The organism is Paraburkholderia sacchari (assembly GCF_000785435.2).
Lineage (GTDB): Bacteria > Pseudomonadota > Gammaproteobacteria > Burkholderiales > Burkholderiaceae > Paraburkholderia > Paraburkholderia sacchari.
Map to the genome: position 1 here is coordinate 51,998 of NZ_JTDB02000014.1, position 13,090 is coordinate 65,087.

The following is a 13,090-nucleotide window of genomic DNA, read 5'->3' on the forward strand; positions in this document are numbered from 1 at the left end:
CGTATTCAGTGCGCGACGGCGGCTGCGCCGTGCTCGTCGATCAGATGGCCGTTGTAGAAGCGGTCCAGTGCGAACGGCGCGTTCAGCGGATGCGGTTCGTCGTTCGCGATGGTGTGCGCGAACACCCAGCCCGAGCCCGGCGTCGCCTTGAAGCCGCCGGTGCCCCAGCCGCAGTTGAAGTAGAGGCCCTTCACGTCGGTCTTGCTGATGATCGGGCAGGCGTCGGGCGAGACGTCGACAATGCCGCCCCACTGGCGGTTCATGCGCACACGCGAGAACACCGGGAACATTTCGACGATGGCCTGCAGCGTGCCTTCGATGACGTGATAGCTGCCGCGCTGGCCAAAGCCCGTGTACTGGTCGACGCCCGCGCCAATCACGAGGTCGCCCTTGTCGGACTGGCTGATGTATGCGTGCACCGCGTTCGACATGATGACCGAGTTGACCACCGGCTTGATGGGCTCGGAAACGAGCGCCTGCAGCGGATGGCTTTCGATCGGCAGGCGGATGCCGGCCATGTCGGCGAGCGTCGTGGTATTGCCTGCCGCGACCACGGCCACTTTCTTCGCCTTGATGAAGCCCTTCACCGTGTCCACGCCGGTCACGCGGCCGCCGTCGCGGCGAATGCCCGTGACCTGGCAGTTCTGAATGATGTCCACGCCGTGACGGTCCGCGCCGCGCGCGAAGCCCCAGGCCACCGCGTCGTGGCGCGCCACGCCGGCGCGGCGCTGAATCGACGCGCCCAGCACCGGGTAGCGGCTGTTCAGGTTGATCGTGGGTTCGATCTCCTTGATCTGCTCGGGCGTGAGGAACTCGGCGTCCACGCCGTTCAGGCGGTTCGCGTTCACGCGGCGCTCGGTGTCGCGCACGTCCTGCAGCGTATGGGCGAGATTCATCACGCCGCGCTGGCTGAACATCACGTTGTAGTTGAGGTCCTGCGAGAGCCCTTCCCAGAGCTTCATGGCCTTCTCATACAGCGCCGCCGACTCGTCCCACAGATAGTTCGAGCGCACGATGGTGGTGTTGCGCGCCGTGTTGCCGCCGCCGATCCAGCCCTTCTCCAGAATCGCGACGTTCTTCACGCCGTGCTCTTTCGCGAGGTAGTACGCGGTGGCAAGACCATGCCCGCCGCCGCCGACGATCACGACGTCGTACTCCTTCTTCGGCTCGGGGCTCCTCCACTGCCGCTCCCAGTTCTCGTGATACGACAACCCGTTGCGGAACAGACTGAATATCGAATAGTGGCTCATCTTGCGGACCCCTTGCTCATTACCTTGATCGTTTCGATTAGCATTCGATGACGTTCACGGCCAAACCGCCGCGCGACGTCTCCTTGTATTTCGTTTTCATATCGGCGCCGGTCTCGCGCATCGTCTTGATGACGTTGTCGAGCGTGACGTAGTGCTGACCGTCCCCCTTGAGCGCCATGCGCGAGGCGTTGAGCGCCTTGATCGCGCCCATTGCATTGCGCTCGATGCACGGAATCTGCACGAGGCCGCCTACGGGATCGCAAGTCATGCCGAGGTTGTGCTCCATGCCGATTTCGGCGGCATTCTCCACCTGCGTGGGCGTGCCGCCCATCACGGCGGCAAGCGCTGCCGCCGCCATCGAGCACGCCACGCCCACTTCGCCCTGGCAGCCCACTTCCGCGCCCGAGATCGAAGCCGTTTCCTTGTAGATGATGCCGATGGCCGCAGCCGTGAGCAGGAAGTCGACGATGCCCTTCTCGTTCGCGCCCGGCACGAACTTCACGTAGTAGTGGAGCACCGCGGGAATCACGCCGGCCGCGCCGTTGGTGGGCGCAGTGACGACCCGGCCGCCAGCGGCGTTTTCTTCGTTCACGGCCATCGCGTAGAGATTGACCCAATCGAGCATCGAAAGCGGGTCGCGCAGCGACTCTTCCGAGCGCGAGCGCAGATGCACCGAAAGATCGGCGGCGCGGCGCTTCACGCCCATCGGGCCAGGTAGCTCGCCATGCATCTTGCAGCCGCGCTCCACGCAGGCGGCCATCGTGCGCCAGATGCCCAGCAGCCCTTCGCGCACTTCTTCGGGCGAGCGCGACGCGCATTCGTTGGCGAACGTCACTTCCGCGATCGAGAGGCCGTTCTCGCTGCACACGCGCAGCAGGTCGTCGCCGGTACGGAACGGGAACGGCACCTCGCGGCCGCTGCGCACGCCGTTTACGCGGTCGCCGTCGCGGTTCACGACAAAGCCGCCGCCCACCGAGTAATACTCTTTCTCGACCAGCAACTGGCCGTTTTCATCGAAGGCCTGAAAGCGCATGCCGTTCGAATGCAGCGTGTTCGCGCCGCCCATGGTCTTGCGATAGAAGCCGATGCCTTCCTTCTCGTCGAAGCGGATCGACTGCTTGCCGAGCAGCACGAGCGTCTTTTCCGCGCGAATCGCGGCGAGGCGCGGCTCGATGCGGTCGGGGTCGATCGTATCGGGCAGGTTGCCTTCAAGACCGAGCAGCACGGCCTTGTCGGTGCCGTGGCCCTTGCCCGTCGCGCCGAGCGAGCCATACAGCTCGACCTTCACGCGGCGCACGAAGGCGAGCAGGTTGGCGTCCTCGATATGGGACGCGAAGCGGCACGCGGCGACCATCGGTCCGACCGTATGCGAGCTCGAAGGCCCGATGCCGATCTTGAACAGGTCGAAGACGCTGACGTTCATCTGACGATTCCCTTTAATTACCTGGTGACCTGGTTAAATGTGGCGTGACGCGCAAGGGTTGGAAATTGCACGGCTGACGTTAGACGCAAGTAAATCAAAAGCGACGATGCGTCAGATAGAACAAAAACGCCATTGCCGTTGGACGCCCGCGCCAGCGGGGCTTTCGGGCCGATTGGAAGTGCGTTTTGGCGATGATTCGCGGCGTAAAAACACAAATCGGCGAGACCGCCGCTTGGCCGTCCCGCCGATGCTGAAATGCGATTGCTGCACAGCAGCGCGAGCGCGCCGCGATGCCGCGAAACACGTCGCCTGGAAAGCGCTTAGAACGAATGGCGCATGCCGATGCGCACGTCCGCCTGGTTCGTGCTCGACGACGGCGTGAAGCTGTAGCCGATCACCGCGTCCACACCCTTCGAGGCCGCGAGCCAGTCGCCCGAGAGATAGACATCGGTGCGCTTCGACAGCAGGTAATGCAAGCCCGCCGAAACCATGTTCCAGTGATTGCCGTCGAAATGCGTGTACTGGTAGCCGCCGATCAGGTTCACAGCGGGCGTGATCTGCCAGTTCGCGCCGCCTTCGGCCACCTGCATGTGCTCGGTCTGCCCGAACGCCTTGATCTGCGTGTAAGTGAAGTCGCCCGACAGCGTGACGGGGCCGACCACATAGCTCGCGCCCACGCCGAACGTGCCTTGCTTGTCCACCGGGAACGGATTGCTCGCATAGAGGTCGGTGACGGCGCCCGTGGCCGGGTCCACGCTCACGGTGGGACGGCCAAAGAACGTGTGCGTACCGATCATTGCGTACGGGTCGAATGCGTAAATACCCGACGGGTTGTTCAACTGGGTATAAGCCGTACCCATCGAGAAATTGCCGTTCTGGTATTGCGCGCCGACGCTCCACGCGCTGCCCGTGTGGAACTCGCCTGGCGTGTTGCTGAACGAATACATGCCGCCGAACTGGAAGCCGCCGTAGGTATTCGAAGTGAACTTCACGGCGTTAGGCAGATGGTCGCCGTTCATGCGGTCGAAGTCGCCCTGGTTGATGGCGTAGCCGCTGGCCCATGCGGAGATGTTGTACGTGTAAACCATATCCTGCGTCATGTCGGTCTGGTTGCCGAACGTGAGCGTGCCCCAATCGCTCTGCAGACCTACGTAGGCCTGGCGGCCGAACAGCGAGCCACCGTTGGTGAGTTGGCCGTTGCCCACGTGAAAGCCGCTTTCCAACGTGAAGATGGCCTTGAGACCACCGCCCAGGTCTTCGGTGCCCTTGAGGCCAAAACGGTTGCCGTACGAAATGCCGTCGTCGAATTTCACCTGGTGCGAGCCGCCCGCATTGCTCACGTAAGTCACGCCAGCGTCGATAATCCCGTACAGCGTCACGCTGCTCTGTGCGTTGCTCTCGGTGGAGAGCGTGGCTACCGCGAGTGCGATGCCAGTCAATGCCGCCGCTTTTACTTTCTTCATGGTGTAGGTCTCTCTTGCCCTGCGATACGGTTGAAAGGCCGCACAAAGCAACGTGGGTTCGCCACGCCTTATGCGGATTGAGAGAACGTACAAATCCAAATCTCGCGCGACTTTCGCGCACACGACGCGTACTTGGGGAAATGCGCCGCCCCGCTATGACGCCGTTTTTATTGATTGAACGATCAATAAAAAACGACTAGAGTGAGTAACTTCCCAGGACCCGCCCTGAAGAATCGCCATGCCCAAGATCGGAATGCGCGACGTGCGTCGCGCGCAACTCATTGATGCGACCCTGCAATCGATCGACCAGTCCGGACTGTCGGGCACGACGCTTGCCACGGTCGCGCAGCACGCGAAAATTTCCACCGGGATCGTCAGTCACTATTTCGGCGGCAAGGATGGCCTGCTCGAGGCCACCATGCGCCATATCCTGCGCGATCTCTGGGAAGCCACCATGCGTCGCCGCACGGCGGCGAAAGACGAGCCGCGCGCGCGTTTGCGCGCCATCGTCGCCGCGAATTTCGACGTCTCGCAGGTGAATACGCCGGTCATGAAGACCTGGCTTGCATTCTGGGCCGAGAGCATGCACCAGCCCGCGCTGCGCCGCTTGCAGCGCGTGAACACGCGCCGGCTCTATTCGAACCTGTGCGCGGAGTTCGAGAAGGTTCTGCCGCGCGCGGCGTCGCGACGTGCGGCCACCGGTCTGGCCGCGATGATCGACGGCCTGTGGCTGCGCGGCACCCTCACCGGCGAGCCATTCGACACCAAGGCCGCCCTGCGGGTCGCCAACGAATACATCGATTTGATGCTCGAAACGCGCGCCAAATCGCGCTCGGGCAAGTCCGCCTAATCACGGAAGCACTGGAAGTCACGGAGTTATCCATCATGTCTGTCTACCCGCTCGAACGCCTCTTCATCGACGGCGCATTCACCGACGCCACCAGTGGCGAGACCTTCGAAACGCGCGACCCCGCCACCGGCGAAACGCTCGCGACGGTTCAGCAAGCCAGCGCCGCCGATATCGACCGCGCCGTGCAATCGGCGCGCGCCGGCCAGCGCGTGTGGGCCGCCATGACGGCGATGGAGCGCTCGCGCATCCTGCGCCGCGCGGTCGAACTGCTGCGCGCACGCAACGATGAACTCGCCGCGCTGGAAACGCGCGACACGGGCAAGCCCATCGCCGAAACGAGCGCCGTGGACATCGTCACGGGCGCCGACGTGATCGAGTATTACGCCGGGCTTGCCACCGCCATCGAAGGCCAGCAGATTCCGCTGCGCACCGATTCGTTCGTCTATACGCGCCGCGAACCGCTGGGCGTCACGGCCGGCATTGGCGCATGGAATTACCCGATTCAGATCGCGTGCTGGAAGTCGGCGCCCGCGCTGGCCGCTGGCAATGCGATGATCTTCAAGCCGAGCGAAGTCACACCACTGTCCGCATCGAAGCTTGCCGAAATCTATCTCGAAGCGGGCGTGCCGCCGGGCGTGTTCAACGTGGTGCAAGGCGATGCGCGCGTGGGCGCTTTGCTCAGCACGCATCCCGACATCGAGAAAATCTCGTTCACGGGCGGCGTGGAAACGGGCAAAAAAGTCATGGCCGCGGCGGGCGGCTCGTCGCTCAAGGAAGTGACGATGGAACTGGGCGGCAAGTCGCCGCTCATCGTGTTCGAAGACGCCGATCTCGATCGCGCCGCCGACATTGCCGTCACCGCCAACTTCTTCAGCTCGGGCCAGGTCTGCACCAACGGCACGCGCGTGTTCGTGCATGCGTCCGTACTGCCCGCGTTCGAAGCGCGCGTGCTCGAACGCGTGGCGCGCATTCGCGTGGGCCACCCCGGCGACCCGGCCACCAACTTCGGCCCGCTCGCCAGCGCGGCGCAGCTCGACAAGGTGCTCGGCTTTATCGAAAGCGGCAAGCGCGAAGGCGCACGGCTGCTCGCAGGCGGCGCGCGCCTCGTGGAAGGCGAATTCGCGCGCGGCCAGTATGTGCAGCCGACCGTGTTCTCCGGCTGCCGCGACGACATGAAAATCGTGCGCGAGGAGATCTTCGGCCCGGTCATGAGCATCCTGTCATTCACTGAGGAATCCGAAGTCATCGCGCGCGCGAACGACACGATCTACGGTCTCGCCGCCGGCGTGGTCACCGAGAATCTGTCCCGCGCACATCGCGTGATTCACCGTCTCGAAGCAGGCATCTGCTGGATCAACACCTGGGGCGAGTCGCCCGCGGAAATGCCCGTTGGCGGCTACAAGCAATCGGGCGTGGGACGCGAGAACGGCATCACGACGCTCGAACACTACACGCGCATCAAATCCGTTCAGGTGGAGCTGGGACCGTATCGGCCCGCTTTCTGAGCGCATTCGAAGGAATCAGAGGAGGCACGGCATGGCAGCCCAAGAATACGACTACATCATCATCGGCGCGGGATCGGCGGGTAACGTACTGGCCACGCGCCTGACCGAAGACCGCGACGTCACGGTCCTGCTGCTGGAAGCGGGCGGCCCGGACTACCGCTTCGACTTCCGCACGCAGATGCCGGCCGCGCTCGCGTATCCGTTGCAGGGCCGCCGCTACAACTGGGCCTATGAAACCGACCCCGAGCCGTTCATGGATAACCGCCGCATGGAGTGCGGACGCGGCAAGGGGCTCGGCGGGTCGTCGCTCATCAACGGCATGTGCTACATCCGCGGCAACGCGCTCGACTACGACGGCTGGGCCGAGCGCAAAGGGCTGGAAAGCTGGAGCTATCTGGACTGCCTGCCCTACTTCCGCAAGGCGGAAACGCGCGACGTAGGCGCGAACGACTACCACGGCGGCGAAGGCCCCGTGCATGTGACCACCAGCAAGCCCGGCGTGAACCCGCTGTTCGAAGCGATGGTCGAGGCTGGCGTGCAGGCGGGCTACCCGCGCACCGACGACCTCAACGGCTACCGCCAGGAAGGGTTCGGGCCGATGGACCGCACGGTGACGGCCAAGGGCCGGCGCGCGAGCACCGCGCGCGGCTACCTGGACCAGGCGAAGCAGCGGCCCAATATCGACATCGTCACGCACGCGATCACCGACCGCATTCTGTTCAGCGGCAAGCGCGCGAATGGCGTGGTGTTTCTCGACGGCGGCGCGCGAGTGACGCGTTACGCGCGCCGCGAAGTGCTGGTGTGCTCGGGCGCGATCGGCTCGCCGCAACTGTTGCAGCGCTCGGGCGTGGGTCCTGGCGCATGGCTGCGAGAACTAGACATTCCGGTCGTGCTCGATCTGCCCGGCGTGGGACAGAATCTTCAGGACCACCTGGAAATGTACATGCAGTACGAGTGCAAGGAACCCGTCTCGCTCTACCCCGCACTGCTCAAGCGCAATCAGCCCGCCATCGGTCTCGAATGGATGCTGCGCGGCACCGGCATGGGCGCGAGCAACCACTTCGAGGCGGGCGGCTTCATCCGCACGCGCGACGACGACCTGTGGCCCAACATCCAGTATCACTTCCTGCCCGTTGCGATCAATTACAACGGCAGCAACGCGATCAAGATGCACGGTTTTCAGGCGCACGTCGGCTCGATGCGCTCGCCGAGCCGTGGCCGCGTGAAACTGCGCTCGCGCGACCCGAATGAGCACCCGTCGATTCTCTTTAACTACATGTCCGAAGCGCTCGACTGGCGCGAGTTCCGCGACGCGATTCGCATCACGCGCGAGATCATCGCGCAGCCGGCGCTCGATCGTTACCGTGGCCGCGAGTTGAGCCCCGGCGCGGAGCTCAAGACCGACGCGCAGATCGACGCCTTCGTGCGCAGCCGCGCCGAGACGGCGTTTCACCCGTCGTGCTCGTGCGCGATGGGCTATGACAATATGTCGGTGGTGGATGCGGAAGGCCGCGTGCACGGCATCGATGGGCTGCGCGTGGTGGATGCTTCGATCATGCCGCTCATTACCACCGGCAATCTGAATGCGCCGACGATTATGATCGCCGAAAAGATTGCTGACCGGATTCGTGGCAGGAATCCGCTGGCGCGATCGACGGTGCCGTATTACGTGGCGAATGGCGCACCGGCGAGAGGTGGGAATTTGCCGCTGCGGGCCCGCATCGAAGCCTGAGGCACAGCGATTCCGTCGCGCATACGCTTCAAGGATCATGGCGTCGTCTGTCGCGCGTTCGCCAGCGCGTTCGGACCGTCGGCCGCATCGACCTGCGCCACGAAGCGGTCTGCCTGATAGCGGCACGTGCATCGCGGCGGGGAAAGGGCGCGCGCCGTTGCGGCGCGCGGCCCTCGAGATTCTACAGATCCAGCACTAGAAGTGCGGTTTTTGCGCGTGAGCAGCACGGCATGAAATACTCGCCGGCGGCCTTCTCCTCGTTGGTCAGGTAGCTATCCCGATGATCGGGCTGTCCTTCGAGCACGCGCGTCATGCATGTGCCGCAAACGCCCTGCTCGCACGATGTCAGCACTTCCACTCCGTGCTTCGCGAGCGCATCAACAACCGAGCATCCCGGTGGCACATCGATCACCGCACCGCTGCTCTCAACTCTGACCTGGAATGCTGGATCCTCGGCCGAATCCGGAACCGCCCCGGAAAAGAACTCGTAATGCAGCCGCTGGTCTGGCCAGCCATGCGCGCGCGCCCGGGCGAGCACCGCATCCATGAAACCACGCGGACCGCAGACGTAGAGATGCGTATCCGCTGCCGCCCCCTCGAGCGCAATGTCGAGATTGAATGCCTGATGCTCGCCTGCGTCATCGAAGTGGATCTGCACGCGGTCTCGATACGCAGATCCAGCCAGCCGTTGCGCGAACGCGGTCCGATCACGCGAGCGCGTACAGTAGTGCATCTCGAACGACGCCCCTAGCGTGTGCAGATGCTCAGCCATGGACAGGATCGGCGTCACGCCGATTCCCCCTGCCAGCAGCAGGTGCCGGGCTGCCTGAGGCGCGACCGGAAAATGGTTGCGGGGAACACCGATCCGGATCCGGTCACCTTCATGCACGTGGTCGTGGATCGCCATCGATCCTCCGCGCCCGCGCTCGTCGCGCAGCACCGCGATTTCGTACCCGTCGTTGCGTTCCGGGCTGCCGCACAGCGAATATTGACGCACGAGTCCGCCGGGAAGATGTACGTCGATATGCGCGCCTGCGCTGAAGCGGGGCAACGGCGCGCGGTCCGGACGCATCAGTTCGAAACCGCAGATGCCGCGTGCTTCGTCCCATTTGCGCACGACCTCGACTGTCAACGTCGTGTCGCTCACGGCGCCTCCTTCGCAAGGGTGATCGGCACCACCGGACGTCCGCCAGCTTGTGAGCGCTCGTCAGCCAGCAAACGGTCGATAACCTTGCGGGACAGCACGCCGCCCGCATCGATATTGAGCTTGAGCAATTGGCGATCCGGCCAGGCGAGCAGGTTCTGCTGCTGCCGCTCCAGCATCTCGAGGTCCTCGGCGAAGATCTTGCCCTGACCCTCCCGGATCTGCGCGGTCAGTTCAGCGTCATCCGGCCGGAAATTGCGCGCCATTCCCCAGAAATACCAGATCGAAGTTTCCGTCTCCGGTGTAATGAAATCGACGACGATCGACGACGCCTTGCGCTCCGCGGGCGCGTCGTAACCACCATGCCCGGCATGCGCAACACCGACTTCGATCATCACGTGGCTTGGCGGTGTGAAGCGGCAGATTTGCCACCGATCGACCGGCACGTCTTCCGCAAGCCCGTTGCCACGCAGCGCCATCTTCCAGAAAGGCGGCGCGCTGATGTTGTGCATGAAACGGCTGGTAATGACTTCATCGCCCTGGCTGACGGTTTTGGGCGGCGCTTCGTCGATCTCCTTCTGGCCGATACTGCTCGCGTGAACATACGTTTCATGCGTCAGGTCCATCAGGTTGTCGATCATCAGCCGGTAGTCGCAGTTGATGTGGTACAGCCCGCCGCCGTAGGCCCACGTCGGGTCTTCGGCCCACGGCAGATGATGGAGCGTGGCCGGATCCGCCTGCGACGCGTCGCCGGGCCATACCCAGATGAACCCGTACCGTTCGACAGCAGCATAGCGCCTGACTGGCGGAAAGCCGCCGACCCGCTGCCCGGGCATCCCGGCCACCTTTCCGTCGCAACCCATTTCCAGCCCGTGATAGCCACACACTAGCCGTCCGTCGCGGACAAACCCGAGTGAGAGCGGTGCGCCACGGTGGGGGCAGAAGTCCTCGAGAGCAACGACCTCGCCGCCCTCCCCGCGGAAAAACACGATCGATTCACCACAGATCTTGCGGCCGAGCGGCTTGCCCCCGATCTCATCCGGGGTGCAAGCCACGTACCACGCATTCTTCAAAAACATTCCCGTCTCCTGTTCCTGATATTTCTTCGGTCACGCGCGAACGGCATCCGGCGACTTAATTCAGTACACTGAATGTCATTCAGTGTACTGATCGAAGAAAGGATTAACAAGGAGAGCGGTATACTGGTTTTCCCTCGACAGGGCGCCCCAACCTTCAAGTAACCAGTCCAACGGGCACAGCTCGTCCTCATCATGAAAAAAAGGAATGCCGCCGGTGCGCCGCGCCCGCCACTGGATCTCTACGAAGAGCCTGGCCATTTGATCCGACGCGCACACCAGATCACGGTCGCCATGTTCTACGAGAAACTTGGGCGCGACGTCACCCCAGTGCAATACGCCGTGCTGCGCATGCTCGATGAATGCCCTGGTCTGGACCAGGTTACGCTCGCGCAAAAAGTCGCGCTCGACACCTCTACCACCGCCGACATCGCTGCGCGCCTGGAAAGCAAAGGATGGATCGTACGCGAGTTGCTACCGCGGCGGCAGCGTCGTCTGGTTCTCACGCCCGAGGGTAAAACGCTGATTGCCAGGCTGACGCCGTTGGTTCGCGATCTAAGGGACAGCCTCTTCGAAGGGATGGACGAAGCGGACGCTCTCGATTTGATACGCCTGCTGAGCAAATTCGTTCATCTCAACAACGAGCAAAGTCGAGCGCCGCTGAAGCCGTAATTTACTTGCGCGCCTCATTATCGTTACGCGCGCTCGGTACTCGCGAACCGATACACCTGCTTTGCACTTCATCCCATGCAACACCTCCTCGATCAAAGGTGTTGGCCCCAAAACAAAACAGCGTCACGCAGCACCGAAATTTCCGATGCCCACGTGACGCCGCAAAACAGCCAACTGGAGATTAAAGCCGCCCCGCTACACCTTCGATGCAACGTAATACGAAACCGCGATCGTCAACGCCGCGCCAATCAACGCGGCATAAGGCAACATATCGCGCCACTTGCTGCGCGCGGGAATTTCCACTTCCATGTCGAGCGCGCTGCCCGCCGGGAAATGGCCGCGATCCTGCCAGTAATGGCGATACGCAAACACCGGCACGATCAGCAGCATCGCAATCAAGCCATCGCGCAGCGTATTCTCGCCTTGCAGATTCGCACCCGCGCCAACGAACACGAGATTCGCGTAGCCGCAGAGCGCGCCCAGCCCCAGCAGCCAGGTCGGGCAGCGGAACGGACGGTCCCATGCCGGACGATCCATGCGATGAATCCAGCCCGATTGCAGGTTGAGAAACACGAACAGCATGTAGCAGACGTTCGAGATGGACAGCACCGTCATGTAGTCGGACATCGCCAGCAGCACGAGGTTGAAGCCCAGGTCGGTCCACATCGCGGCGGTCGGCGCGCCGTGCTCGTTCACCCGCGACAGGTAGCGCGGCAGCCAGCCGTCCACCGATGCCTGATAGAGCGTGCGCGAAGAACCCATCATCGAAGTCATCACGATCAGCAGGATCGAGAGCATCAGCATCACGACCACTGCGTTGCCGACCCATGCGCCGCCGCCCACGATGGACGCCATCGCCATGCCCACGCCGGTGCCGTCGCCAATGCGCGGGTCGAGCATGGCCTGCATGCCGAGGGAACCCTGGAAGGCCAGCGGCACGAGCGTCATCACCACGAGGCACAGCGCGCCCGACCAGAAGATCGCGCGGGCGGTATCGCGGCGCGGATCGCGGAATTCGCGCGTGTAGCACACGGCGGTCTCGAAGCCGTACGAGGCCCAGCCGGCCATGAACATGGCGCCCAGAGCCATTACCACGCCCTGGCCGTTCCATGCGCCAAACATCGATGCGGTCAGATTGCCCTGCGCGTCGTGGCCGAGCGGCAGCAGCGGAAAGAGATGCCTGGCGGGCACGTCGCCGGTCACGAACGGCACGAGGCCCACGATCAAAAGCGGCGTGAGCGAAGCAATGCCCAGAATCTTCTGCGTTTTTGCAGCTTTCGATGCGCCACTATGCTGAAGCCGGAACGTGATGAGCAGAAACGCCGCCGCAATCAGGAAGGTCGCGTTGATGCGCAACGTGAGACCGGGCTTGATGAAGTCCAGGTTCGCGAGCGTCCATCGCCATTGCAGAATGGCCGCGTCGGGAGCAAACAGCGTGGAAAGCGCGTAGTTCGCCGCAAGGCCGCAGCCGAGCGCAAGCATGGGCGACCACGCAAGCCAGTTGCACCACACCGAAACCGGCGCAATCATCTTGCTGTAGCGGACCCAGCCAATCGCGCCATACACCGACGCGCCGCCCGATTTATGCGGGAACAGGCCGGAAATCTCGGCATAAGTGGCGCTTTGCACGAGGCCCATCGTGATCGATGCGATCCAGATGGCCCAAGCCGGCTGGCCTATCGTCGCGCATACGCCGCCGATCGTGAAAAGCACACCCGCCGGTACGCCGCTCGTGACCCAAAATGCGTCTTTCCATGTGAGACCACGCTGCAACGCATGGCTGTGGTCGCTTCGTGCGCCAACATCGTCGGCACCGCGCGCACGTATTCCCGCTTGCTCCATCCAACTCCTCCTGAGGTCTTACGCTAACTAAACAAAATTGCCCCGCCAATTGGGGCGTTCAGGGATCGCCAAGGGCGTGCAATTGCACCGCTCGCCCCTGGCACCCTGCTCCCCGGCCGTCCGCAAGAGGGTG

Annotated in this window: 10 protein-coding genes; 4 read left to right on the forward strand and 6 right to left on the reverse strand. The window is 63.3% G+C overall.

Translation table 11 applies throughout. The annotated features are described in order from the left end of the window. Positions 1–5: 5 nt before the first annotated feature. The 3 genes from NH14_RS30580 to NH14_RS30590 form a co-directional block, all read right to left on the reverse strand. Complete coding sequence (locus tag NH14_RS30580) at positions 6–1,250, reverse strand: sarcosine oxidase subunit beta family protein (protein WP_035535390.1); 1,245 nt, start codon at positions 1,248–1,250, stop codon at positions 6–8. A 37-nt stretch (positions 1,251–1,287) separates the two neighbouring features. Beyond that, entirely contained in the window at positions 1,288–2,673 is a 1,386-nt protein-coding gene (locus tag NH14_RS30585) for an L-serine ammonia-lyase (RefSeq protein WP_035534191.1), read from the reverse strand. Positions 2,674–2,993: 320 nt separating this feature from the next. Then, complete coding sequence (locus NH14_RS30590) at positions 2,994–4,136, reverse strand: porin (protein WP_035534190.1); 1,143 nt, start codon at positions 4,134–4,136, stop codon at positions 2,994–2,996. Between the two features lie 238 nt (positions 4,137–4,374). Here NH14_RS30590 and betI point away from each other — a divergent pair, with 238 nt between their 5' ends. The 3 genes from betI to betA are packed head-to-tail and all read left to right on the forward strand — an operon-like array spanning position 4,375 to position 8,223. Next, positions 4,375–4,986: a transcriptional regulator BetI gene (betI, locus tag NH14_RS30595; RefSeq protein WP_035534189.1), complete on the forward strand. Its 612-nt coding sequence runs from the start codon at positions 4,375–4,377 to the stop codon at positions 4,984–4,986. A gap of 35 nt (positions 4,987–5,021) precedes the next feature. Next, positions 5,022–6,491 carry a betaine-aldehyde dehydrogenase gene (gene betB, locus NH14_RS30600; RefSeq protein ID WP_035534188.1) on the forward strand — a complete coding sequence of 490 codons (1,470 nt, stop codon included), beginning with the start codon at positions 5,022–5,024 and terminating at the stop codon, positions 6,489–6,491. A gap of 31 nt (positions 6,492–6,522) precedes the next feature. Continuing rightward, entirely contained in the window at positions 6,523–8,223 is a 1,701-nt protein-coding gene (gene betA, locus NH14_RS30605; RefSeq protein WP_035534187.1) for a choline dehydrogenase, read from the forward strand. Positions 8,224–8,404: 181 nt separating this feature from the next. On the opposite strand, the gene NH14_RS30610 is transcribed toward betA, so the two are convergent. Both NH14_RS30610 and NH14_RS30615 read right to left on the reverse strand, forming a co-directional pair. Next, positions 8,405–9,370 (reverse strand): PDR/VanB family oxidoreductase, encoded by a 966-nt coding sequence (locus NH14_RS30610; RefSeq protein WP_035534186.1) that lies wholly within the window; start codon positions 9,368–9,370, stop codon positions 8,405–8,407. Continuing rightward, a complete protein-coding gene (locus tag NH14_RS30615) occupies positions 9,367–10,446 on the reverse strand; it encodes an aromatic ring-hydroxylating dioxygenase subunit alpha (RefSeq protein WP_035534185.1) in 1,080 nt (359 codons plus the stop codon). The genes NH14_RS30610 and NH14_RS30615 overlap by 4 nt, the downstream gene beginning before the upstream one ends. Before the next feature lie 192 nt (positions 10,447–10,638). On the opposite strand from NH14_RS30615, the gene NH14_RS30620 reads away from it, so the two are divergent. After that, the gene (locus tag NH14_RS30620; protein WP_035534184.1) at positions 10,639–11,115 is read left to right on the forward strand and encodes a MarR family winged helix-turn-helix transcriptional regulator; all 477 of its coding nucleotides are present in this window, start codon (positions 10,639–10,641) and stop codon (positions 11,113–11,115) included. 195 nt (positions 11,116–11,310) lie between these two features. Here the strand turns inward: NH14_RS30620 and NH14_RS30625 are convergent, their stop codons facing one another. After that, on the reverse strand, positions 11,311–12,957 hold the full coding sequence (locus NH14_RS30625) for a trimethylamine N-oxide permease (protein WP_035534183.1): 1,647 nt from the start codon (positions 12,955–12,957) through the stop codon (positions 11,311–11,313). Between the last annotated feature and the right edge of the window lie 133 nt (positions 12,958–13,090).